The organism is Scandinavium hiltneri (genome assembly GCF_024764835.1).
Taxonomy (GTDB): Bacteria; Pseudomonadota; Gammaproteobacteria; order Enterobacterales; family Enterobacteriaceae; genus Scandinavium; species Scandinavium hiltneri.
In genome coordinates, this window is the sequence record NZ_JALIGE010000069.1 from 1 (window position 1) to 23,220 (window position 23,220).

At 50.6% G+C, this 23,220-nt stretch carries 21 protein-coding genes and 1 pseudogene; 13 read left to right on the forward strand and 9 right to left on the reverse strand.

All coding sequences use genetic code 11. From position 1 onward, the window contains the following. Positions 1–484 precede the first annotated feature (484 nt). Positions 485–931: a HipA domain-containing protein gene (locus MUU47_RS04535; protein WP_309578258.1), complete on the reverse strand. Its 447-nt coding sequence runs from the start codon at positions 929–931 to the stop codon at positions 485–487. 252 nt (positions 932–1,183) lie between these two features. Here MUU47_RS04535 and MUU47_RS04540 point away from each other — a divergent pair, with 252 nt between their 5' ends. The 6 genes from MUU47_RS04540 (at position 1,184) to MUU47_RS04565 (ending at position 6,961) form a co-directional block, all read left to right on the forward strand. Continuing rightward, a complete protein-coding gene (locus MUU47_RS04540; protein ID WP_258986978.1) occupies positions 1,184–1,723 on the forward strand; it encodes a fimbrial protein in 540 nt (179 codons plus the stop codon). Positions 1,724–1,818: 95 nt separating this feature from the next. Then, complete coding sequence (locus MUU47_RS04545) at positions 1,819–2,535, forward strand: fimbria/pilus periplasmic chaperone (RefSeq protein WP_309578254.1); 717 nt, start codon at positions 1,819–1,821, stop codon at positions 2,533–2,535. Between the two features lie 81 nt (positions 2,536–2,616). Next, on the forward strand, positions 2,617–5,211 hold the full coding sequence (locus MUU47_RS04550; RefSeq protein WP_258986979.1) for a fimbrial biogenesis usher protein: 2,595 nt from the start codon (positions 2,617–2,619) through the stop codon (positions 5,209–5,211). Then, positions 5,208–5,732: a fimbrial protein gene (locus tag MUU47_RS04555; RefSeq protein ID WP_258967404.1), complete on the forward strand. Its 525-nt coding sequence runs from the start codon at positions 5,208–5,210 to the stop codon at positions 5,730–5,732. The genes MUU47_RS04550 and MUU47_RS04555 overlap by 4 nt, the downstream gene beginning before the upstream one ends. Positions 5,733–5,742: 10 nt before the next feature. Further along, entirely contained in the window at positions 5,743–6,273 is a 531-nt protein-coding gene (locus tag MUU47_RS04560; protein ID WP_258967405.1) for a fimbrial protein, read from the forward strand. Beyond that, positions 6,266–6,961: a fimbria/pilus periplasmic chaperone gene (locus MUU47_RS04565; RefSeq protein ID WP_159768460.1), complete on the forward strand. Its 696-nt coding sequence runs from the start codon at positions 6,266–6,268 to the stop codon at positions 6,959–6,961. Before MUU47_RS04560 ends, MUU47_RS04565 begins: the two co-directional genes overlap by 8 nt. 39 nt (positions 6,962–7,000) lie before the next feature. Here MUU47_RS04565 and MUU47_RS04570 read toward each other — a convergent pair whose 3' ends face one another. Further along, the gene (locus MUU47_RS04570; RefSeq protein ID WP_258986980.1) at positions 7,001–7,714 is read right to left on the reverse strand and encodes a type 2 periplasmic-binding domain-containing protein; all 714 of its coding nucleotides are present in this window, start codon (positions 7,712–7,714) and stop codon (positions 7,001–7,003) included. Next, positions 7,715–7,888 (reverse strand): annotated as a pseudogene (locus MUU47_RS23470) (LysR family transcriptional regulator); the annotation flags it as partial. A 531-nt stretch (positions 7,889–8,419) separates the two neighbouring features. Here MUU47_RS23470 and MUU47_RS04575 point away from each other — a divergent pair. Then, a complete protein-coding gene (locus MUU47_RS04575) occupies positions 8,420–9,343 on the forward strand; it encodes a LysR family transcriptional regulator (RefSeq protein ID WP_258986982.1) in 924 nt (307 codons plus the stop codon). Between the two features lie 22 nt (positions 9,344–9,365). After that, the gene (locus tag MUU47_RS04580; protein ID WP_258986983.1) at positions 9,366–10,208 is read left to right on the forward strand and encodes a LysR family transcriptional regulator; all 843 of its coding nucleotides are present in this window, start codon (positions 9,366–9,368) and stop codon (positions 10,206–10,208) included. A 140-nt stretch (positions 10,209–10,348) separates the two neighbouring features. Here MUU47_RS04580 and MUU47_RS04585 read toward each other — a convergent pair whose 3' ends face one another. Both MUU47_RS04585 and MUU47_RS04590 read right to left on the reverse strand, forming a co-directional pair. After that, positions 10,349–11,824, reverse strand: coding sequence for a pyridoxal phosphate-dependent decarboxylase family protein (locus MUU47_RS04585; protein ID WP_258986985.1), 1,476 nt, complete (start codon positions 11,822–11,824; stop codon positions 10,349–10,351). Positions 11,825–11,838: 14 nt separating this feature from the next. Next, a complete protein-coding gene (locus MUU47_RS04590; protein WP_258986986.1) occupies positions 11,839–13,224 on the reverse strand; it encodes a diaminobutyrate--2-oxoglutarate transaminase in 1,386 nt (461 codons plus the stop codon). Between the two features lie 617 nt (positions 13,225–13,841). On the opposite strand from MUU47_RS04590, the gene lysC reads away from it, so the two are divergent. The 3 genes from lysC to MUU47_RS04605 all read left to right on the forward strand — a co-directional run bounded on the left by lysC (position 13,842) and on the right by MUU47_RS04605 (position 17,479). Then, complete coding sequence (lysC, locus tag MUU47_RS04595; RefSeq protein WP_258967411.1) at positions 13,842–15,203, forward strand: lysine-sensitive aspartokinase 3; 1,362 nt, start codon at positions 13,842–13,844, stop codon at positions 15,201–15,203. A gap of 145 nt (positions 15,204–15,348) precedes the next feature. Then, positions 15,349–15,513 (forward strand): YnfU family zinc-binding protein, encoded by a 165-nt coding sequence (locus MUU47_RS04600; protein WP_258967412.1) that lies wholly within the window; start codon positions 15,349–15,351, stop codon positions 15,511–15,513. 265 nt (positions 15,514–15,778) lie between these two features. Then, the gene (locus MUU47_RS04605; protein WP_258986988.1) at positions 15,779–17,479 is read left to right on the forward strand and encodes a GGDEF domain-containing protein; all 1,701 of its coding nucleotides are present in this window, start codon (positions 15,779–15,781) and stop codon (positions 17,477–17,479) included. Here MUU47_RS04605 and MUU47_RS04610 read toward each other — a convergent pair. After that, complete coding sequence (locus tag MUU47_RS04610; RefSeq protein WP_159768487.1) at positions 17,476–17,760, reverse strand: VF530 family protein; 285 nt, start codon at positions 17,758–17,760, stop codon at positions 17,476–17,478. The two genes, MUU47_RS04605 and MUU47_RS04610, sit on opposite strands and share 4 nt — an antisense overlap. A gap of 141 nt (positions 17,761–17,901) precedes the next feature. Further along, positions 17,902–20,004, reverse strand: a complete 2,103-nt coding sequence (fusA, locus tag MUU47_RS04615) for an elongation factor G (RefSeq protein WP_258986990.1) — start codon at positions 20,002–20,004, stop codon at positions 17,902–17,904. 220 nt (positions 20,005–20,224) lie between these two features. Between fusA and MUU47_RS04620 the strand changes: the two genes are divergently transcribed. Together MUU47_RS04620 and MUU47_RS04625 are read left to right on the forward strand one after the other, a co-directional pair. Then, positions 20,225–20,539: an ArsR/SmtB family transcription factor gene (locus MUU47_RS04620; protein WP_258986991.1), complete on the forward strand. Its 315-nt coding sequence runs from the start codon at positions 20,225–20,227 to the stop codon at positions 20,537–20,539. 193 nt (positions 20,540–20,732) lie between these two features. Beyond that, a complete protein-coding gene (locus MUU47_RS04625) occupies positions 20,733–22,064 on the forward strand; it encodes a glycoside hydrolase family 10-like protein (protein WP_258986992.1) in 1,332 nt (443 codons plus the stop codon). Between the two features lie 83 nt (positions 22,065–22,147). On the opposite strand, the gene MUU47_RS04630 is transcribed toward MUU47_RS04625, so the two are convergent. After that, positions 22,148–22,705: an RNA polymerase sigma factor gene (locus MUU47_RS04630; RefSeq protein ID WP_258986993.1), complete on the reverse strand. Its 558-nt coding sequence runs from the start codon at positions 22,703–22,705 to the stop codon at positions 22,148–22,150. A 5-nt stretch (positions 22,706–22,710) separates the two neighbouring features. After that, positions 22,711–23,154, reverse strand: coding sequence for a hypothetical protein (locus MUU47_RS04635; protein ID WP_258986994.1), 444 nt, complete (start codon positions 23,152–23,154; stop codon positions 22,711–22,713). Positions 23,155–23,220: the final 66 nt, after the last annotated feature.

The following is a 23,220-nucleotide window of genomic DNA, read 5'->3' on the forward strand; positions in this document are numbered from 1 at the left end:
GCAGTGGCAATGGTTTTATAATCACGAACGACCAAATATGGCATTAAATGGCTTCACGCCGATGCAGCATATTCAACGCATGACCTGATTCTATTTATCACCTCCGTTAAAAATGGGGGGATTACCCCATCACGACACACGATGTTGTCAGCCATCGCAAATGCAGGAAAAGTCAGGCATGCGGTTGCAGTCAAAGCCAGTATCAATCGTTTCATTTAAATCGGGTCCCAAAGAAAAACAATCGGACGCCCATAATCCCAATAGAAGGCCGCAAGACATTTCAACCGTTATGCGTACCAAGATTGCCATCAGCGACCAGGCCAACGATGCCCATAAAACCCCGGATTCCATCTGATTCTATCTTGGTGCGCATAATGTATATTATGTTAAATTACATCTAAAGGACTCTTGCTCGATAAGTCTTCGCAGTCAGCCATTCTTCTTGCATTGTTAATGGGCCACCCTGTTACGTGACCTTCGGCTATTATCCCAAACGCGATAAACGCGATGTCATCTCATCAAGGTGGCTACGCAACGCCACAAGGCATGGACCAAAATTGGCGGAAAAGCGACGGCTCTCACTGGCCAGAGCGAAAAAGTCTTCAGCCAGCGCCAGAGCTTCTTGCCAGATTTCCCCGCTAATCACTTCAGATAGCGTCACCGGTCGTAATGTATTCACTCTTTCGCCACCTGATTTCGGGGCAAAACCCATTGGCAGAATATCGTAGGCTGGTGCAAGCCGGTATGGACGACCATGGCCGCTGATGAACGACAAGTTTCCATGGTGCATATCAGTATTGCCAATCAGCATCCCAAACGCCCAAAGCCGCGCCGTGCCAATGGCGGCATCAGAATGAACACACCCCTGCTTTACCAGTTCATTAACCAGAACAGGCCAGGAGTCATTATTTGTTGTTTTAGAACATTGAATTACATAACCAAAGAGTTTGAATTTTCATTGATATCATAAAGTTAATAATAGTTTTCAGTATATTGAATCGTGTCGTTCTTTTTGATGTTTGCATCAATTAAGTCGTATTTCGTAGTATCTCGCCTGTGGGTGCCAGCCGGGTTAGCTATTTATGTTGTTACCCTTTACGTTACCGCACCTCTATTAGATGCATTTTTATGCACCTGACATAATAACCCGGATGTTAAATCTACTGATATTTAAGGACGCATTATGAAGTTTAAAAACATTGCCTACACCACATTAACTGCTGCGTTATTCGCCGCGGGTGCAGCCCATGCTGGAGCGATAACCGTAGAAGGTGGCGCCGTCGATTTTACTGGCGAGGTTGTTGACCCGGCATGTACCGCCGTCGCCAGCACCCCTACTGTCATGCTGGATCCTGTGTCAAGCACGCTGCTGCAAGACCCAGGCCAGCCTGCCGGCCAGCAAAAAATCTTCAGCATCACTCTGCAGAATTGCAGCACGGGCGTACTCAACAATGTCGGTATCACCTTTAATGGTGATACCGACGGCACTCTGCCTGACGCACTGAAGAACACCGCCGGCGCGGGGGCCGCAACCCACGTTGCGCTGCAATTGTACGGCCCGGATGGCCAGACTTTGGCGCTGGGCAGCGACTCCTCAACTATTAGCGTACAGGACGCTGGCGACACGACCATTCCGTTCAAAGTTGACTATATCGCGACGGATGCAGCGGCAACGGCCGGTAGCGTGGCGGCGACAGCGACATTTAACATCAATTACTCCTGATTGATTGCATACCTCCGTGCGTGCACGGAGGCTGCTGTTGGCTCTGCTAACGGAAGGGCTGGAGTCAGGTAACAGGTATAAAAGGGAACACAGTTATGAAGAAAAGAAACACCATAAATCACCGCAACGCGATAACCGCTCTGTGTAGCGCCGGGCTGTTGTCAATGGCGATGGCTGGCACCGCCAGTGCCAGCACCGGGGGGATTGCGCTGGGAGCAACACGGATTATTTATCCACAGGGTGCAAAAGAAGCCTCGCTGTCACTGAGCAACACCTCCACCGGGAATGTCTATCTGATTCAGTCGTGGATAACCAATGTTGACGGCAGCAAATCAGCCGATTTTGTGCTGACGCCCCCCCTGTTCACCATGAAACCGAAAAAAGAGAATACGCTGCGGATCATGTACAACGGCCCGGCACTGCCTAGCGATCGGGAAAGCGTGTTCTACCTGAACAGCAAAGCGATTCCTTCTGTCGATAAAAATAGCCTGAAAGGCAATACCTTGCAGATTGCCACCCAGAGCGTCATCAAATTATTTGTACGCCCGAAGCATCTCTCGTCGAACTCCGTTGAAGCGCCAAAACATCTGACTTGTCGGGTCGAGGGTGGCCGCGTGACGGTTAAAAATGCGTCCCCTTACTTTGTTACCCTGGTCCAGTTCACCGTGGGCGGTCAAAAATTACCAAATTCCATGGTCTCGCCATTGGGTTCACTGACGGTTGACGTTCCCGGCCATAAAAACGGCGCGGTGAGTTTTCAGACGGTCAATGACTACGGCGCCAATACCGCCACGCAGTCTTGCGGCGCGTGAGGCCCGACAATCTAACTAAAAAGGAATGCTAAAGCGTCGGCAGAGCGCCGGCCACAGGTGTGCAGGAAGGAAAGGGATACTATGCCAGTGCAAAATAAATCTTATAAAATAGCGCCTCTGGCTGTTGCGATTGCGATGGCATCTGCGAATGGATATGCCGATGAATACTTTAATCCGGCATTTTTATCTGATGATCCTTCTGCGGTCGCCGATCTTTCTCGTTTTGAAGGCGGTACCCAGGCACCCGGCACTTACCGCGTTGATATTTATCTCAACGATACGTTTCAGTCGCGAAAGGATATTCAATTCCAGGCGGCTAACGCCCTTCCCTCTGCGGGAGCCGATGAGACCGGCCTGACCCCGTGCCTGACTCCGGCTCAGTTAAGCGCCATGGGTGTTAACATCGAGGGAAAACCCGCGCTCGCCGATGCTGACCCGGATAAATGTCTGGATATTGCTACCGCCATTGAAGGGGCAACCACCCAATTTAACTTTGAGCAGTTACGACTGGATATCAGCATTCCGCAGGCGATGATGAACAATTCTGCCCGTGGCTATATCCCGCCCTCACAGTGGGATGAGGGTATCAACGCCCTGATGTTGAACTACAATTTTAGTGGTTCGAATAACGATGATAAACAAAGCGGCGCCAGCAATAACTATTTTTTGGGTTTGCACAGCGGCCTGAATCTCGGCCCGTGGCGCCTGCGTGATTATTCGACCTGGAACTACAGTAGCAGTAGTCATAGCAGTAACAGCGACTGGCAACATATCAATACCTGGATTGAGCGGGCGATCATTCCATTGCGCAGTGAACTGGTCATCGGTGACAGCACTACGCCGTCAGATGTCTTCGACAGCCTGGGTTTTCGTGGTGTGCAATTGGCATCCGATGACAATATGCTGCCAGATAGTCTGCGTGGCTTTGCCCCAACCATTCGCGGTATCGCGCGTACCCATGCGCAAGTCACCATTCGTCAGAATGGTTACACCATCTATCAAAGTTATGTCCCGCCCGGCGCGTTCGAAATCAATGACCTGTTTCCGACCTCATCCAGTGGTGACTTGATGGTCGAAATCAAAGAGACTGACGGCAGCGTTAACGTTTATTCCGTGCCTTATGCCTCTGTACCGGTACTGCAACGCGAAGGTCATATCAAATATGCCGTCACCGCGGGCAAGTATCGCAGTAATTCAGAACAGCAGGATGAGGTCAATTTTGCTCAGTCTACGCTGTTGTGGGGTTTGCCCGCCGGATTTACGGCCTATGGCGGCACGCAGGTCGCGAAAAATTACAATGCCTTTGCTCTCGGATTGGGCGTCAACATTGGTACCTTTGGCGCATTGTCGCTGGATGTGACCCAGGCTAACAGTATTCTGGCCGATGACAGCAAACACAGCGGCGCCTCGCTACGCTTTTTGTACGGTAAATCACTCAACAGCACCGGGACTAACTTTCAGCTGGTCGGCTATCGTTACTCGACAGAAGGGTTTTATACCCTTGAAGAGAGTACCCGTGAGCGCATGAATGGCTATGCCCGTAACCCACAAAGCGACGATCCTCAATCCCAGGTTGCCCCCAGTGACTATTACGATCTGCGCAATAACAAGCGCGACAAAATCCAGCTCAACATTTCACAACAACTTGGCAGCAATGGCTCGATCTACATCAACGGCAGTCGCCAGACCTACTGGCGAACGGGCGCTGTCAACACGCTGGTACAAACCGGATATAGCGGCAACCTGTACGGTGTTTCATGGACGCTCAACTACAGCTACAACAAAGTCCCTGGGCTTCGTGAGGCGGATAACCGCGTCGCGCTGGGTATTTCAATCCCTCTTGGCCAGTGGCTGACCCCGTCGGGTGACATTACGCGTCAACAACATAATGCCTATGCGACCTATAGCATCAGCAACGATACACGTGGACACACCACCCAGAATGCTGGTTTGAGCGGCACGCTGCTGGAAGACGACAATCTGAATTACAGCATTCAACAGGGTTATCAGAATCAGGGCGGCGGTGCCAGTGGTTCGATCAGCACCAATTATGATGGTTCCTGGGGAAGCGCCAATGCAGGCTATAACTACAGCGATAACGGTAACTATCAGCAGGTCAACTATGGGCTAAGCGGCTCCATTGTTGCGCACCTCAATGGCGTCACACTGTCACAGCCATTGGGTGAAACCAACGTCCTGATCGCAGCGCCTGGTGCCGATGATGTGAAAGTGGAAGGTAACGCCGGGTTGCGTACCGACTGGCGAGGCTATGCCGTTGTTCCTTATGCCACCACCTATCGCCGCAACCGTATGGCACTGGATACCACCACCCTGCCAGAAAACGTCGATCTGGACGATACCGTGGTCAACGTCGTGCCGACTCGTGGCGCGTTGGTTCGCGCCAGTTTTGACACCCATGTTGGCGCCCGCGCCCTGCTGAATCTGACCCATAACGGCAACGTGGTTCCTTTTGGCGCAATCGTCACCACAGAGCAAGGCAGTAACAGTATTGTCGGCGATGACGGACAAGTGTATCTGTCCGGTCTGGCGCAGAAAGGCACGCTGACGGTACGCTGGGGGGACGGTGATGCCCGCCAGTGTGTGGTGACATATCGTCTGCCAGACGATGCCACCCGTAATGCCATCAACAAATTAACCCGAGAGTGCCATTCATGAAATCGACATTTTTAAGCGCATCCCTGCTTATCAGTTTGCTGGCGGTGTCGGCAAATCTGAGGGCAGAAACCTATAACCTGCAAATGACTGGCACCATCCTTTCCCGAACCTGTGAGGTGGAAAATGAGACGCAAACGGTCGATATCGGCAAGTTTTCGGCGTCAGATTTTACGGCAGTTGATAGCGTCAGCGCGGAAAAAGAGTTTGATATCAGGCTTACTGGCTGTGACTCCTCTGTTAGCGGCGTGGTTATCCGCTTTTCGGGCACCGCTGATAACGACAATCCACGCCTGCTGGCACTTTCTGATGGCGACAATGTGGCCAAAGGGGTCGGCATAGAGATACTCGACAACAAGACACGGTTATTGATACCGATTAACCAGGATGGCGTTCCCGCCTATTCGCTGACACCTGGCGCGGAGAACACCCTGGCTTTCGCCCTGAGGTATAAATCGACGCAGGATGTCGTTGTCCCGGGTAATGCCGCGGCGGTGATGTATTTCGATTTGCAGTATCAATGAGGAGTTGCCAATGATACGCCCTGTTTTTCGCGGTATTACCGCACTCTCCCTGTTCGCCTTGTGGACAGCAAACCCTGTTGCACAGGCCGGAACAATTAATATTACCGGTTCGATTGACGGCAATACCTGTTTCGTCTCAGCGGATTCAACAGCTTTGCTGGTCAAATTTGGCTCGGTCAGCAGTCAACTCTTTGCCGATTCGGGTAACGGCGGTCGATATGAACCTTTCACCATCTCGCTGGAGAAATGCGGGGGGAGTGCAAACAATGTCACGGTCACATTTACGGGTAATGCTGACAGCAGTAACTCTGAATTACTGGCACTGACCGCCGATGCGGGTGTAGCAAAGGGGGTGGCGATTGCCATCTATGACAATAACAAAACGCTTATCCCGCTGGGTCAGCCTGGGGGGAGTACCGAACTCACGCCGAATCAGACCACTGTGACGATGACTTTTTATGCCCGCTACCTGGCGAACGGTGAGACGGTCACCGCTGGCCCGGCTAATTCATCTGCAACATTTATGCTGAATTATGCGTAATTTATTCTGCTCCCTGCTGATAACCCTCCTCGCCATTCCCTGTGCCCGGGCCGGGGTGGTGATTGGTGGCACGCGCGTGGTATATAGCGAAAAACAGAGCAGCGTCGCCCTGCCTTTGCGCAATAACAGTCAGACTACGTGGCTGATTAACAGCAAAGTTTCGACCGGCGGCAGTTGGCCCGGGAGCACGTTTTCGGCAAAAAAAGCCCCGTTTGTGATAACGCCTCCGCTTTTTGCCCTGAAAGCCGGGCGTGAAAGCACGCTACGAATAATCTATACCGGCGGCTCACTTGCCCGTGATCGCGAAAGCGTATTTACGCTCAGTATTGCGACGATCCCATCCGGGTCACCGCAAGATAACAGCGTGCAGGTTGCCATTCGTTCACAGTTAAAACTGTTTTACCGTCCTGTCGGTCTGCAAGGTTCCGCTCAAGACGCGAGTCAAAAACTACGCTGGACACGAGTGGGCAAGCAATTACGGGTGGAGAACCCCACGGCTTACTACGTGACGCTATTCAATTTGCATGTGAATGGTCGTGAAGTGCGTAATGCCGGGATGGTAGCGCCCTTCAGCCAGCGCAATATCGATGGATGCGCGCAGGCCGCGCAATGTCCGGTAAGCTGGCAAGGTATTAATGATTTTGGCCGGGTACTGCCCGAGCAGCGTATCGCTAACCCGGGTCGATAGTTCCGCCTTATAAAGGGCGCATTTTGGGGGAAATGTACGTCATAACGTCTGTTGGATTTTGGCTATCACTTGCTGAAAGATCTGATCATTTGACAGGGAGTGATGATAATGAAGGTAACATTCATAGGTCATCTGCAAATTATCCGGTAAGTTGAACAACGTCACTGGCAACACAGACTCAAGTTTGTGCCCAAGGCGCACAGGCATGCGGGTTATCGCATCGGAATACGCGCACAGTAACGTCACATTCAGTGTACTGCTCGATGTCCACACCTTGTTTTGTTGATCGAACAGATTACGGAAGTTACGCGTCTGCTCGATATCATCGCTGATAAAATGCATACCACGGGACCACAGCACATGACCATTTTCATGCCAGTCCGCAGTCGTGAATCGGTCACTGATTGTCGGATGCCCTTTTCTGGCAATGATCCCGACATCGCTTGAAAACAGTTTCATTTGCACGATAGCGCTGTCCACCGGCAAGCGGGAACCAATATCGATATCAACCTCTTTATTACGCAGCGCCGCCAGACGGCGAGTATCGTTCACTTCAGTGGGAACAAAACTGAGCTCTGCCCCTTTTTGTACGGAGTTCCCCCACTCAAGCGCCAGCATGAACTCTAAAAGTGAATAGGTACTGATGGTAAACGCCCGGCTGAGGCTGGATGACATGCTCTCTTCGGGGAAATAATCCTGCATCATCCCCTGATAACGTTGGCTAAGTTCCGTCGCCAGCGTATTCGGTTTCATTCCTTCCCGGGTGCGGTAAAACAGGGCGGACCCTGTTATTTTTCGTGCTTTATTAATAAGATAGGTTACTGCTGCTGGAGTAACCTGTAGCATTGCTGCCGCTTTGGTGACGCTACCTGCTGTACTCAGGGTGTAAATGGCTCGGAGGACTTTGATATCCAGTTCTACATTCATTTCACATAATCCTACGCCACACCGATACTGTGGCCATCAAAAATATAGCCATGATAGCAGCAAACAGGCCCCTCATCCTCCCGCCTATTAGTGCAGGAGCTGAATGTGTGGTTACTCTGAAACAACCCCCCACGTGACAAAAGTAAATTCTGCAGTAATCATCCATTACTGCGTTACACAGATTTATTTTCTGCCGTTTATTCTCAGTTCTTAATATCAATTTGACAGTGCAGCACAATAGTTAATAATGTAGGTGATTACCAAGCCCTACCCCCCATTTTTAGTGTCTTTTATTTTACTTTTTAACTTAGTTAAATTCTCATTTAATGCAAGAAAAAACAATGAGATAGACATGGCGCCTGAAGTATTACGCATATGCAATCTAACAAATGTGTTTTTATGTATTGTTTGCATTGTGATTTGACACTACATTTCATCTGACATGGTACTTGGTTAATAAGCACAACATCATCAACCCTTTCTTTATATATATTTTGTAAAGGAGTCGTTGGCTGAGTGGAGTTTTATGGCATGTCACAGACAATAGAGCTAAAGCTACTAAAAATTATTAATACCCTCGTTGTGTGTGGTAGCGTTAAAACAACGGCAAAGTTGCTTAACTTAAGCCCTGCTGCAATTAGTTACTCGTTAAAAAAACTCAGGGATATTACCGGGGAGCATCTGTTCATTCGAACCAGAACCGGAATGAAACCAAATGCGACTGCTTATGAACTCAGCCAGCGCTATCAAAAATATTTCGCGACTGATGTCGATATTAGCCATAATGAAAATCAGCAGAATGAGAACAGCCTGACCATTCTGAGCTATTCGCCCATTGAAATGTTACTTTCAGAGTCAATTGCCAGTTTAGCCCACCAGCCCGATAAGTATCGTTATATCTTTTTACCGTACACCATTAACGTTAATGAACGACTGGACAACCTGGTTAATAAAAATGCGTATATCGATATTGGCGCCGAACTGCCACAGGACAAAGCGGTCAGCAAAGTTAAACTGTTTACCTCAAACATTTCAATACTCACCAGTGTTCATAACACAGAAATTCCGGCAGAAGTGAGTTGTGCTGATTTATATCAGGCGAAACACGCCATATGGTCATCCCTCGGCGATTATTACTGTGAAAATATGCAAGTCTCTGGGGAAGTGAAAAAATATATCCAGGAGAGAGATGTGGCGGTGGTTTCTGGTAGCATCATTAACATGGTGGAGCTTTGCGCCCGCAGTAATTACATCATGTTGTTACCTGATATTTTCATTCCATTATTTACCCAGGCATTCGCTGTTAAACGTCTCAAACTGCCAGCTGAACTGAAAATGAAGCATGATTGCTATATTCATTTTAATAATAAAATGACAGAAAACCCCATTATGACGCGCCTGATTGATGACATCATTCACTCTGTGAGAACAAAGTTTACCTCTCAGTCACCCTAGCTTTGTCACCGCTGGAAGAACAATGCATACGATAAGCCTACAAAAACTAAAGATAATCAATGAAGTCATTGAGTGTGAGAATGCGATGAAAGCGGCCTCGCGCCTGAATATCTCACCGTCAACGATTAGCTACACCATTAAGAGTCTGAAAGAGAAGCTTGGCACTGATATTTTTATCAGAACCCGCTTTGGCTTAAAACCAAATGAGACTGCGTTGGCTTTGCAGGCGCGTTATCGAGAATTGAATGCGCTAAACACATCGCGGAAAGAATATTTTATTGCAACATACTCTTTAATTGAGCTTTTGCTGACCGAGTCAATTCAATCCCGTGATGATTCGACCCTGTTCCATTTTATTACTATGGATGCAAGCGAAGAGGAGCGACTGAGCAAACTCAAACAGCGCGAAGTTGATATTGATATCGGGGGAAAACTTCCGGATGATGTCGCCCTTGTGTCTAAAAAATTTCTGCAATCTGATATGAAGATTCTTGTCAGTGAGAATCACTCGACGATAGATGACAATTTCACTCTCTCTGACTGGCGTAATAATAGTCATCTTCGCTGGCGCCGGGATCTTGGTAGTATTACCAGCATGATTGATGGAATGGATACAGAAAATGAACTTATCATTAATCGCGAGATTTCATGGGAAAGCCCTAATTTACTGACCATGGCTTATTTATGCTCCAGAGGGGATTCAGTCATGATTGTTCCTGATGCGTTCATTGGTGCCCTGCAAAAAATATTTCCATTAAAGCCATTCCCGCTGCCAAATGAACTAAATTTGAAGTTTGAATGTTATATTCATCACCATCGCTCTTTAAAGGTTGAGCTGGACGATATCGATTTAAAGTTTATGTAAACTTTCGGTGCGGGGTCAATCCAATTATTGGGTTAAATTGTCTACATGGGTGGGATATGCCCATACGCTACGTGAAACCTTACCTCAAAAGCCACCTACATTTCACGCAGCGCATGGCTGTTCACTTCAACTCTACGCGTTTAGGACTGGAACTCTGCATTGAGCAATATTTCAGCCGTATCTTTCACGCTTGCCAGCAGGATTTTTACATCCTCCAGACAAACCGTTGGGTTCAACAGCGTCATCTTGAGGCAGGTTATGCCGTCCGCTTCGGTTACCCCAACGTTGGCGCTCCCGGATGCCAGCAAAACGTCGCCAATACGTTGGTTTAGCAACGCGACAAATGTGCTATCGCTACTTTCCGGGCGGAAACGGAACAATACACTTGCCAGCTGAGGCTGCATAACCAGTTCCAGATGCGGCTGTGCTGAAACATATTCCGCCACTTCTTGCGACAGCGTTACACCGTTATCAATGATCTCGGCGTACTGCTTTTTGCCTAGCGCTTCAAGGCCCATCCACAGTTTCAGGGCATCAAACCGACGCGTGGTTTGCAGTGATTTCGACACGAGGTTCGGCACGCCCTGCTCTTCGTCAAAATCAGAGTTCAGGTACGCCGCCTGATAACGCATCAACTCGAAATGACGCACGTCTTTCAACAGGAATGCACCACAGCTGATAGTCTGGAAGAACTGTTTGTGGAAATCCAGGGTCACAGAGTCTGCGCATTCCAGGCCGTTCAGGTAATAGCGATACTTCTCAGAAAGCAGCAGCGCCCCGCCCCATGCGGCATCAACGTGAACCCAGATATTTTCTTGCGCGGCAAGCGTTGTTATCTCGGCTAACGGATCAATAGCACCTGCATCCGTGGTGCCGGCAGTGGCCACAATCGCCATCACCTGCTCACCCTTGGCTTTCGCCTGCGCCAGTTTGGCTTTCAGATCAGCAAGGTCCATCCGTGAGAACGCATCGGTTTTCACCTGGGTGACGGACTGATAGCCCAGCCCCATCAACGCCATATTTTTTTGCACAGAAAAGTGTGCGCTTTCAGAGCAGAACACTTTGATTTTGCTCAGATCGCCCGTTAATCCCTGCAACTGGACGGAATGCCCCTGACGCGCGAAGAAGGCATCACGCGCCAGCATCAGCCCCATCAGGTTACTCTGGGTGCCACCACTGGTGAACACGCCGGCATCACCGGCGCTGTATCCCACCTGTTCCCGCAGCCACTGAATGAGTTTTACCTCAATGATAGTCGCTGACGGGCTTTGATCCCAGGAGTCCATACTCTGATTAGTGGCGTTGATCAACACCTCCGCGGCCTGGCTGATGACCAGGCTTGGGCAGTGCAGATGCGCCACGCATTGGGCGTGATGGACAGAAAGACTGTCCTTGAGGAAATACTCAACTGCACGCGCAATGGCGGCCTGGTTGCCCAGGCCCTCTGAGGTAAAGTTCAACTGGATGCGTTCGCGCAGCTGGTCGACGGTTTTCCCCTGATACATTTCAGGCTGCTTTAACCAGTCGATAACCGCCTGGCTGCTCTGCTCAATGGCATCCTGATAGGCGGCGACACTTTGCGCCGAACCGGACAAAATCGGGTTGTTATCTGACACTGAGTTAGCTCCGATTAAACTGGCTTGATGCCAGCGCCCTGCAAGGCGTTTTCAAATTTATCGAGGAAAATTTCCAGCTCTTCATCGGTGATCAGCAGAGACGGCAGCAGGCGCAGGACGCAACCATGACGTCCACCACGCTCCAGAATCAGTCCGGATTCGAAGCATTTTTTCTGCAACAGTGCAGAAAGTTCGCCATCTGCCGGGTAGCATCCCATATGATCCTGTGCTTCATTCGGCTTCACGATTTCGATGCCGATCATCAGGCCCAGACCGCGTACGTGACCGATAACCGGGTAACGTTTTTGCAGGTCAGCCAGTTTGCCCTTCAGCCATTCACCCTGCACGGCAACTTTATCGGCAACGGACTCATCTTTAAGGATTTTAAGCGTGGTCAAGCCGGTGGCCATTGCCAGCTGGTTACCGCGGAATGTCCCGGTATGGTGGCCTGGCGCCCATGCGTCGAACTGTTTTTTGATGCCCAGTACAGCCAGCGGCAGACCGCCACCAACAGCTTTAGACATGACGATGATGTCGGGCTCGATACCGGCGTGCTCAAAGGCGAACAGTTTGCCGGTGCGGCAGAAACCAGCCTGGACTTCATCGAGGATCAGCAGAATGCCATGCTCCTGCGTGACTTTACGGATGCGCTGCAGCCACTCAACCGGGGCCGGGTTCACCCCGCCCTCACCCTGAACCGCTTCAAGGATCACCGCCGCTGGTTTGCGAACGCCGCTTTCAACGTCGTTGATCAGGTTTTCGAAATAGTAGGTCAGCGCTTTAACGCCAGCGTCACCGCCAATACCTAGCGGGCAGCGGTACAGATGCGGATAAGGCATAAACTGCACTTCCGGCATCATGTTGCTGACGGCTTCTTTTGGTGACAGGTTACCGGTTACGGAGAGCGCACCGTGCGTCATCCCGTGGTAGGCGCCGGAGAAGCTGATAATGCCTGAACGGCCAGTGACTTTTTTCGCCAGTTTAAGTGCGGCTTCAACCGCATCCGCGCCTGACGGACCGGTGAATTGCAGGCAATATTCTTTGCCCTGACCCGGTAATAAAGAGAGTAAATAAGATGAAAATTCATCTTTCAGAGGGGTGGTCAAATCCAGCGTATGTAACGGTAAGCCGCTGCTGATGACACTTTGAATGCTTTGAAGCACGTCAGGATGATTATGACCCAGCGCCAACGTTCCGGCGCCTGCCAGACAATCAAGATATTGATTATTTTCAACGTCGGTTATCCATACGCCCTGTGCTTTGGCAATCGCCAAGGGCAGCTTACGTGGGTAGCTTCTGACGTTAGATTCAAACTCGGCTTGTCTTGCGAGGAAGGTATCATTGCTTTGAGGTAATGAATGAGCACTTAAAGTATCAATACGGACTTTATCCGTCATCATATCACTCCTACAACCACGGGTATTAATAACACCGGATTGAGTTAAAGGTTAAAAGGATTGCCTGTAAAAAACGCGGCTAATATATGTTTTTTTAAAAAAGGACTCAATCATTTTTTTAATTTTAACTTTTATCATTAAAATCAATGAGTAAGGGTGTTTATTTGATTTTTAACTGGCATTTATGACTGTTTGCAATGTCATGAAACACATCGTTTTCTTATGGTTTACATTTCCCTGCCGCAAATTTTTCCCAAATGATGCAAGAATCATCCCATAACACATTATTTTTATTGGTTTATTTCTTGGGGAAATAAAAACATCGATCCCTAAAGATAAATCACTTACTATGTCGCGCTTATTTATGGCATCCGTAAATAAAGAACTATACCCAAAATAATTCGAGTTGCATCGCGGCGGCAAGAGAATGAGTCTCGATGAGCCTAGTAACCTAAGTGATTCGGGCCAGTGAGCGTAGCCAACAAAGATGCAGCTTGAAGGATGACGGGTATAAACAGAAATGTTCGCGGGCGGACATTTCGTAAGGTGAAGCGAGCTTCCCTTATGCCGAGAATGAAAGTTTCTTGCCATCTTTTATGGCGCCCTGAGATGAGAGTGTTATGACACGCGTTTATCCACAATTCGTCATTGCCAAATTTGGCGGTACCAGCGTTGCTGACTTCGACTCTATGAATCGTAGTGCCGGTATTGTTCTTGCAGATGACCACGTTCGTCTGGTCGTTTTATCTGCCTCCGCAGGTGTTACCAATCTATTAGTCGAACTTTCTAAGGGTCTGGAAAGTCACGATCGGATGGATAAAATTGATACCCTTCGCGCTATCCAGCACAACATTATTTCCCGTTTAAAATCGCCGTCGATCGTTGCCAGGCAAATCGACCAACTACTTGAAAACATTGCCCATCTTGCCGAAACGGCATCGGCTACGCCGTCCACTGCACTGAGTGATGAACTGGTCAGCCATGGTGAACTGATGTCTAGCCTGTTATTCACTGAGGTTCTTCGTGAACGGGAAGCCAGGGCAGAATGGTTTGATGCGCGTAAAGTCATCCGAACAAACTCCCTCTACGGCTGCGCAGAACCCCATCTCAGCCTTGTGGAAACACAGGTCGAGACCCATCTTCGCCCACGTCTTGAACAGACGATTGTTATCACTCAGGGATTTATTGGCAGTGATGAAAATGAGCAGACTACGACGCTTGGACGGGGCGGCAGCGACTACACCGCCTCCCTGCTTGGGGAAGCATTGCACGCCGCACGGGTCGATATCTGGACTGATGTGGCTGGGATCTACACCACCGATCCGCGCATTGTGGCGCAGGCCCGCCGTATCGACCATATCTCCTTTTCAGAAGCCAGTAATATGGCCACTTTTGGTGCGAAGGTACTTCATCCGGCGACCCTGTTACCGGCAATGCGGAAAAACATCCCGGTCTTTGTCGGTTCCAGCAAAAATACCGCAGCTGGTGGAACGCTGGTTCGCCGCGAGACAGAAAATCCGCCGCAATATCGCGCCATTGCCGTTCGCCGCAAACAGACCCTACTGAGATTACACAGCCTGCACCAGCGACCAGCATATGCATTTTTTGCCGACATTTTTACGATTATGGCAGAGCATCAGGTTGATGTGGATCTGGTCACCACCACCGAGCGAGGCATCGCGATGGCCCTGAACGGCACGGGTTGCACATCAGGAGACGGTGACACATTAACCACCGCGCTGTTGACCGCCCTCTCTGCTCATTGTCAGGTCGAGATTGAAACCGGGTTGGCATTGATCACAGTGATTGGCAATCAACTCCCTCGTAGTCCAGGCGTATGCCGGGATGCCTTTATGGAATCAGAGGAGTATTGCGTGCGAATGATTTTTCATGGCGCATCCAATGACAATCTTTGTTTCCTGCTGCCGGAGAATACTGCCGACGACGCGATTGTGACGCTACACCGTAGATTATTTGAGTAAGCCAGAACAGGGGCGTGCATGCGTCCCTGTTTCATCGAAGCGCGAGTGAATCGACTTCAGCGTATCCATGATTCCCGACGGAATACACATACTCTTTTGCCCCTTCGTGCTATGGTGAGGCCCGTTCATTGAAGAGTTAATCATTATGTCTTTTCTCGACTACGCAATGAAGCTCATTGGTGGTGCGTCGACGACGACGGTCACCTGCCCCAATTGTGGTGTTAAATCAACGCAGGCTGCCTCAAAAATACGACTCAAACAGGCAATGCTGTGTCCGGGATGCAAATCCCTGTTTATCGCGTCACGCTAAACTTTCGAACCGCATTCAGAACACCAGCCTGGTGTTCTGTTTTCATTTTCAATCCCATTTCTTTGCGTCAAATAAAACACGCTTCATGATGACTGGCTCATATTTGGCATAAGGCGACAAAACACGTCCATTACTTAAATCAGGATCCGGATATTTTTTTATAAACAGAAAAAATGGTGTCAGGCTCACGCTTCGTTTTATTGGGCTTGAGAAACAGGGTTATGCCACTTAGTGTAGTTCTCTGATATCCCGGCTGGAACAGACAATGAAAACATTACTGGCAATAAACTCACCGCTGATTAAAAAAATTGCGACATTCTCCTTTTTAATCGTTTGTCTGGCGTCTGTGTTGTCATGGGGGTTAATTAAAGATGCTTATGAACATTATAGTCAGGCACAAAATAACATTGAGCAATTTTCTGACTTTTATCGGGTGCTGGATGTCTCTAACAAACTCGCTGAAGAACGTGGGTATGCGAATCAGCTGATATTCGCGACGGTTGGAAGCATGGCCCATGCTAAAGCGGCCTTCATTAAAAGCCAGATGGAAACCGATGAAGCGCTAACAAAAGTCCCTCAGGATATCCTCTCCAGCGCTCTGTTACAGAACACGCTTTCACATCTGATTCGAGGCCGTGAAGAGGTTGATATCTATGCGGCAGGCCCCAGAACAGACCCGCATGAAGCCAGGAAAGCCGTTGATATGATGATGGAGTCGACGGAGTATTTTCACAATGTGCTGTTTGTTAAAACCGAATCCTTCATCAAAATGGAGCCAACTGCCTTCAGCGCCATTTTGCAAGGTCAGGCCCTAGGGGAGTTGAGAAATTCAACAGGAAAACTGGGGTCTTATTTTTTGTATTACCTGAACACTGGAACGCCGTTGTCTGAATCCCAGCTGGAGAAAATATCCAGAGCCTGGCAACAAATTGAAACTCAATGGTGGTTGTTGGGTATTCCAACCAGCTACAGTTCTGACACGGACTCGTTTCGCACATTAATGCTGAAAACCCGGCATAACTTTCAGAATAAAGGTGCAGCGCTGATACGCCACCTCCAGACTCAAAGTGAAAACAGAGAATCTTATTCTGTCTCGGTCAGCGAATTTACCGTCCGTTATCAGGACAGCCTTAATACATTTAATGACATGCTTCAAATGTATTTATTTAACGTCCATCAGTATTATGGCAAAGTGAAAAATCAGGCGCTGGAGCATTTTGTCCTGACGCTTATTATCCTTTTTACTATCTATTCACTGGCGATAATCGGTATTCTGTATATCCATTTCAACGTGGTGAAACCCTTATTGAAACTGAATGTCAGGGCGAAATCTATGGGCGAAGATGACGTGTCATCCCCCGCTTATCAGGAGGTCTGCGAGATAAAAGCGCTGCAGTCCAGCCTTGATAAGCTCGAAGAACATATCGATGAAAACAGAATACTCAGCGATGAGCTCAAAAAACTCACTGAAATTGATGCGCTTACCGGGGTGTTAAATCGTCGCGGGTTCGAACTACAACGGGAAAAACTGCTCGCAACGGTCAGCGCTGACACGCCGGTCTGGCTGGTGTTAATCGATATTGATCATTTCAAACGGATCAACGATACCTGGGGCCATCCCGCGGGGGATAAGGTTTTGGCCAGCCTGGGCGATACCTTAAATCATGTCGCCCTGCCCAATTGGATGGTTGCCCGAATCGGCGGAGAGGAGTTTGCCGTAATGTTCAGTTCGGATAGCCAGCAGGATGTTCTGAACTCTGTCCGCAGGCTGCAAATGGCCTGCAGGAATTTGCGCGTCATGACCGATAATGGCGAGGTCATACGTTTAACCGCCAGTTTTGGCGTGGCAAAAGGCTTACCTGCTGACCAGGACAGAATGATGTCTGATGCCGACCAGGCGCTCTATCAATCGAAAAAAACAGGTCGCGATAAAATTACCGGCATTGGAGATGCGGAGTCGCACTAATCCTGCGGCTTTTTACTCTGCCAGTTTGCCCATGGGCTTTCATCATCGATGTTCTCTTGCTGGTCGTGAAGATAATCAATGTACAAGTCTTCAACTTCTTTGCGTGCCCACGGTGTACGACGCAGAAATTTCAGGCTCGATTTAATGCTTGGATCGCTTTTGAAACAGTTAATTTTGATGCGTTTCGCCAGTTCGGGCCAACCGTATTTATTCACCAGCGTGTTGAGTAATGCTTCAAGCGTGACGCCGTGCAGCGGATCTTTTGAGGCCGGGTTGGTCATGATATGTCCTGCGATTCCTGTTAAATTTCGCACACCATACTGGCTCCAAAAGCCATGTGCAACCTACGGGTAGCGCGCCACACGCTTCAGGCAAAAAAACGGGAGCGCTCAATCAAGAACGCCCCCGTCAGGTATTACCTTTTATGCATTGGCACGTTTGGCGATGATGTCATCCGCTACGTTACGCGGCGCTTCAGCATAGTGATGAAACTCCATGCTGTAGGTGGCCCGCCCCTGTGACATCGATCGCAGCGTGGTGGAATAACCGAACATCTCCGCCAGCGGCACATCGGCGCGAATGATTTGGCTGCCAAATAGTTCCTCCATACCCTGCACCATCCCCCGACGCGACGACAAATCACCCATGATATTCCCGGCATAGTCTTCCGGCGTCTCCACTTCCACGTGCATTATGGGCTCCAGAATTGCCGGGTCCGCTTTACGAAAGCCTTCTTTGAAACCAAAGATCGCCGCCATGCGGAACGCCAGTTCTGACGAGTCGACGTCATGATATGAGCCAAACGTTAGCGTCGCTTTTACATCCACCACCGGATACCCGGCCAGCACGCCGCTGTTCATCGCTTCGCGCAGGCCTTTCTCCACCGAAGGAATGTATTCGCGCGGAACCACGCCGCCTTTGGTCGCATCTTCGAATTTGAATCCGCTCCCAGGCTCTTGCGGTTCAAGGCTCAGCACCACATGACCGTACTGACCTTTCCCTCCAGACTGGCGCACAAACTTGCCTTCGATTTCCTTCACCGGTTTACGGATCGTTTCCCGGTACGTAACCTGTGGCCGCCCGATATTCGCGTCCACGCTAAACTCGCGTTTCATACGGTCGACGATGATCTCCAGATGCAATTCCCCCATGCCGGAAATAATCGTCTGCCCGGATTCTTCATCCGTGTGCAAACGGAATGACGGATCTTCCGCCGCCAGACGCTGCAGCGCGATGCCCATTTTCTCCTGGTCGGCCTTGGTTTTCGGTTCAATCGCCAGAGAAATCACCGGCTCCGGAAACTCCATTCGTTCCAGCGTGATGACGTGGTTCGGGTCCGTCAGCGTGTCGCCGGTGGTCACATCTTTCAGCCCCACACAGGCGGCGATATCCCCGGCGCGCAGTTCATCCACTTCGTGTCGGTCATTCGCATGCATCAACACGATACGGCCAATACGCTCTTTCTTGCCTTTAACCGGGTTATACACGGCGTCGCCTTTTTTCAATACGCCCGAATAAACGCGAATAAAGGTCAGCTGACCGACGTACGGATCGGTCATCAGCTTAAACGCCAGCGCCGAGAACGGCTCATCATCGCTCGGGTGACGTTCCGCCGGTTGGCCCTTCTCATCAATCCCGTCAATGGCAGGAACGTCCAGCGGCGACGGCATAAACTCCACCACCGCATCGAGCATCCGCTGCACCCCTTTGTTTTTAAAGGCGCTGCCGCACAGCATCGGCTGAATTTCACCGGCAATCGTACGCTGGCGCAGCCCGGCGATAATATCGGCTTCGTCGAGGCTGCCCGTTTCCAGATACTTATCCATCAGCGCATCGTTGGCCTCTGCGGCTGCGGACACCATTTTCTCGCGCCATTCCTGCGCGGTTTCCAGTAAATCCGCTGGAACCGGGCCGTAGCTGAAGGTCATGCCCTGAGTTTCGTCATCCCAGTGGATCGCCCGCATTTTGATGAGATCAACCACGCCGGAAAAATGTTCTTCCGCACCAACCGGAATGACAATCGGTACCGGATTCGCTTTCAGGCGGTCTTTCATCATCTGCACGACGCGGAAAAAGTCAGCGCCCTGTCGGTCCATCTTGTTGACGAAGGCCAGCCTCGGCACGTGGTATTTGTTGGCCTGCCGCCACACGGTTTCGGACTGCGGCTGCACACCACCGACCGAGTCATACACCATCACCGCGCCGTCGAGCACACGCATGGAACGTTCAACTTCAATAGTGAAATCCACGTGGCCAGGGGTGTCGATTATGTTGATCCGATGCGGCTCAAAATTACGATCCATTCCGGGCCAGAAAGCACTCACGGCGGCAGAGGTGATGGTAATGCCGCGCTCCTGCTCCTGCGCCATCCAGTCCGTCGTTGCCGCGCCATCGTGCACTTCACCCAGTTTGTGGCTCATTCCGGTGTAAAACAGAATGCGCTCGGTGGTGGTGGTTTTACCGGCATCGATATGCGCGGAGATGCCGATGTTACGGTAGCGTTCGAGGGGGATGGGTCGAGGCATGATGCGTCCTTAAGTCTGTTGACTGTCAATCCGCGGCCGGAATTGACCGCGGGTGATGTAACGGCATCTATAATAGTACAATTGTACGAGTATATTCGAACTATATTAGCTATAACAGCAATCGGTGAAACGCCGACGCGGTGCGTGGCGTTCAGCGAGGGCTTTCGGTATATTAGCGCCCTCTCGCTCCCGCACATTCACCGGTAAATAAAGGAACAGTATGATCGCCAATCATCCGGAACGTGAACAGATTCGCCTGGAAAATGTCCTTTTTGCGTTGGGGAATGCATTGCGTCTGGAGATAGTCAAAGCGCTGGCTGATGGCAGTGAACTGAGCTGTGGTACGCTGCGACAGGACGTGGCGAAGTCGACCATGACGCATCACTGGCGCGTTTTGCGTGACAGCGGCGTTATCTGGCAACGCCCTCAGGGCCGGGAGAATATGATTTCCCTGCGCCGCGATGATTTAGATGCACGTTTCCCCGGTTTACTGGATACGCTACTTCAGTCTATCCAAAACAATTCTGCGCAATAGCCTAAATCACGACCAAAAATCGCACCTGCCCGTTCCCTACGGCTGGCATATCTTTGTTTGGCCGTTGAGCGGTCGGAAAAAGCTTGAGCGCAGAATGCGTTTTGATGTGTTCACAAACTTTCCCGGTTGCTCCACAAATCGAATCATACGAGAATGAGTTTCGCTCATGTGAAGGCCTGAATAAAACAGGGATATGATTATCAGCTCACGTAAACTCTCCATAATTGCACGAGTCACTATTACCGGGGCGCTGATTGCCAGTGTACTTCTGCTTGCTAATTGCACGTCAGAAAAACCGAAATCGCTGGTGACGCCACTGCCTCCGGTAGCCAAACATCCGCTGCCCGACAGGCCCGCCGATAACCAACCTGTGCGCGGCGTGTGGCTGACCACCGTTTCGCGTCTCGACTGGCCGCCGGTGTCATCGGTCAACGTCAGCGATGCAGCGGCTCGCGCCACTCTGCAAAAGAAAGCGCTGACCGATAAGCTGGACAAGCTACAAAGCCTCGGCATTAATACCGTCTTCTTCCAGATTAAACCCGATGGCACTGCCCTCTGGCCGTCCCAGATTTTGCCGTGGTCCGATATGCTGACCGGCAAAGTGGGCCAGGATCCGGGTTACGATCCGCTGCAGTTTATGCTCGATGAAGCACACAAACGCGGAATGAAAGTCCACGCGTGGTTTAACCCGTATCGCGTCTCGACCAATACCAAACCTGGCACCGTGGCGGAACTGAATCGCACGCTGTCAATGCATCCGTCCAGTGTGTTTGTGGCGCATCGCGACTGGATCCGCACATCCAGCGATCGTTATGTTATCGACCCGGGCATTCCCGAAGCGCGTGACTGGATAACTAGCATCGTGGCCGAAGTGGTGTCGCGCTATCCGGTTGACGGCGTGCAGTTCGATGATTACTTCTATACCGAAACCGCCGGTTCTGCGCTGAACGACAGCCAGACGTACCGCACTTACGGTCAGGGTTATGCTTCGAAGGCCGACTGGCGTCGACACAATACCGAGCAGTTAATAACCCAGGTGTCGCGAACCATCAAACAGCTGAATCCAAACGTACAGTTTGGCGTGAGCCCGGCGGGCGTGTGGCGCAACCGCTCGCACGATCCGGCGGGGTCCGATACCCGTGGCGCAGCGGCGTATGACGAATCGTATGCTGACACTCGTTTGTGGGTGCAAAAAGGACTACTGGATTACATTGCGCCGCAGGTTTACTGGCCGTTCGCTCGCGATGCGGCTCGTTACGACGTGCTGGCAAAATGGTGGGCAGATGTGGTGAAACCAACGCACACTCGTTTGTATATTGGTGTGGCACTGTATAAGGTCGGGGAACCGTCAAAGAATGAGCCTGACTGGACCGTTCAGGGCGGCGTACCTGAGCTGAAAAAACAGCTCGATTTAAACGATGCGCTCCCGGAAATTCAGGGCACCATTCTGTTCCGTGAAAACAACCTCAATCAGCCGCAGACTCAGCAGGCGGTAAATTACCTGCGCAGCCGCTGGGGTAGCTGATTTGTTTTCCCCTGCCTGATGACGCTAACGCGTTTCAGACCGACAATTGCCCGACCGGTGCTCGCGCCGTCGGGCAATTTCTTTTATTGCGTCAAATCATCGTAAACGCTGCGTAACCGGGTTCTCAGGTACAACACCGCTTTGTGTTTGCGTGACAACAACGCCTGCACGCTGTCGCCGGTTTCCTCGGCCAGCTCTTTATACGTCAGACCTTCCAGCTCCGTGCGTTCAAACACCTCACGCTGTGCGGGCGGAAGTGCCGCCAGCGCATCGTTCAGTTCTTCCCACAGCAGCGCCTTCAGGTAATCGTCTTCTGGCGTTTGTGCCACACCAAATAACGTTTCCGCCAGTTCGTCTTCCGGGAAATCACCGTTTTCGTCAGCCGAGGAAAACGTCGACAGCGGTAATTCACGCTTTTTACGCGCTCTGTCGGTGAGTTCATTCCGGGCGGCGCGGAACAACCAGGCGGCGATATTTTCCACCGGTTGTTCCACTTTCATGAGCTGCCAGGTGATTTCCTGTAATACGTCATCGGCATCTTCGCGCACCGCCGTGCGGCCACGGATAAACGCGGTTAACCGAGAACGACAGGCGTTAAGGGCCGAAACCAGCAGGGAATCCTTCGCCATTCCGGCTTTCATCCGAATTACTCGCCTTCCGGCGTTTTCACCACAGGCTCTTCAGGCTGTTGGCGCATATCTGCCCTTTCGTCACGGCGTTCGTGCCAGCCGCGATGATGACAATGCCCACGGCGACCAAAGCCCTCGCGACGCTGTTGCATAAAGGCTTCGCGCTGTTCCGGGGTCATTTGCATCCAGCGTTCATGCATTCGACGACGCATCCCGCCAAACATGCCTGGACGGAAACCAAGACCGCCAAACAGAATGCGGCACAGCACCAGCAGCCCTAATGCCTGCCAGAAGCCAATCGCTTTCACGCCGATGATGGCAGGCAGCAGAGCATTCCACAGAGACATCACCAACAGGCCCAGTGCGACAAAAATCACCGCACCCATGATCAGCGGTTTCGCCATCCGATGGCCGCCAAAACCGCGGCCACGTTGATGTTCATGCATATCAAAATCTCTCATTAGAATTACCTCATCTTAGGAATTAAATCGTGTTCGTGCTGAGGTAGACGTATGAGGAGGGGAAAT

What these genes read in the sequence shown, in the direction of transcription:
- MUU47_RS04540 (WP_258986978.1), top strand. Translation starts at nt 1,184, where the DNA reads ATGAAGTTTAAAAACATTGCCTACACCACATTAACTGCTGCGTTATTC.
- MUU47_RS04545 (WP_309578254.1), top strand. Translation starts at nt 1,819, where the DNA reads ATGAAGAAAAGAAACACCATAAATCACCGCAACGCGATAACCGCTCTG.
- MUU47_RS04550 (WP_258986979.1), top strand. Translation starts at nt 2,617, where the DNA reads ATGCCAGTGCAAAATAAATCTTATAAAATAGCGCCTCTGGCTGTTGCG.
- MUU47_RS04555 (WP_258967404.1), top strand. Translation starts at nt 5,208, where the DNA reads ATGAAATCGACATTTTTAAGCGCATCCCTGCTTATCAGTTTGCTGGCG.
- MUU47_RS04560 (WP_258967405.1), top strand. Translation starts at nt 5,743, where the DNA reads ATGATACGCCCTGTTTTTCGCGGTATTACCGCACTCTCCCTGTTCGCC.
- MUU47_RS04565 (WP_159768460.1), top strand. Translation starts at nt 6,266, where the DNA reads ATGCGTAATTTATTCTGCTCCCTGCTGATAACCCTCCTCGCCATTCCC.
- MUU47_RS04570 (WP_258986980.1), bottom strand. Translation starts at nt 7,714, where the DNA reads ATGAAACCGAATACGCTGGCGACGGAACTTAGCCAACGTTATCAGGGG.
- MUU47_RS04575 (WP_258986982.1), top strand. Translation starts at nt 8,420, where the DNA reads ATGTCACAGACAATAGAGCTAAAGCTACTAAAAATTATTAATACCCTC.
- MUU47_RS04580 (WP_258986983.1), top strand. Translation starts at nt 9,366, where the DNA reads ATGCATACGATAAGCCTACAAAAACTAAAGATAATCAATGAAGTCATT.
- MUU47_RS04590 (WP_258986986.1), bottom strand. Translation starts at nt 13,224, where the DNA reads ATGATGACGGATAAAGTCCGTATTGATACTTTAAGTGCTCATTCATTA.
- lysC (WP_258967411.1), top strand. Translation starts at nt 13,842, where the DNA reads ATGACACGCGTTTATCCACAATTCGTCATTGCCAAATTTGGCGGTACC.
- MUU47_RS04600 (WP_258967412.1), top strand. Translation starts at nt 15,349, where the DNA reads ATGTCTTTTCTCGACTACGCAATGAAGCTCATTGGTGGTGCGTCGACG.
- MUU47_RS04605 (WP_258986988.1), top strand. Translation starts at nt 15,779, where the DNA reads ATGAAAACATTACTGGCAATAAACTCACCGCTGATTAAAAAAATTGCG.
- MUU47_RS04610 (WP_159768487.1), bottom strand. Translation starts at nt 17,760, where the DNA reads ATGACCAACCCGGCCTCAAAAGATCCGCTGCACGGCGTCACGCTTGAA.
- fusA (WP_258986990.1), bottom strand. Translation starts at nt 20,004, where the DNA reads ATGCCTCGACCCATCCCCCTCGAACGCTACCGTAACATCGGCATCTCC.
- MUU47_RS04620 (WP_258986991.1), top strand. Translation starts at nt 20,225, where the DNA reads ATGATCGCCAATCATCCGGAACGTGAACAGATTCGCCTGGAAAATGTC.
- MUU47_RS04625 (WP_258986992.1), top strand. Translation starts at nt 20,733, where the DNA reads ATGATTATCAGCTCACGTAAACTCTCCATAATTGCACGAGTCACTATT.
- MUU47_RS04630 (WP_258986993.1), bottom strand. Translation starts at nt 22,705, where the DNA reads ATGAAAGCCGGAATGGCGAAGGATTCCCTGCTGGTTTCGGCCCTTAAC.
- MUU47_RS04635 (WP_258986994.1), bottom strand. Translation starts at nt 23,154, where the DNA reads ATGAGAGATTTTGATATGCATGAACATCAACGTGGCCGCGGTTTTGGC.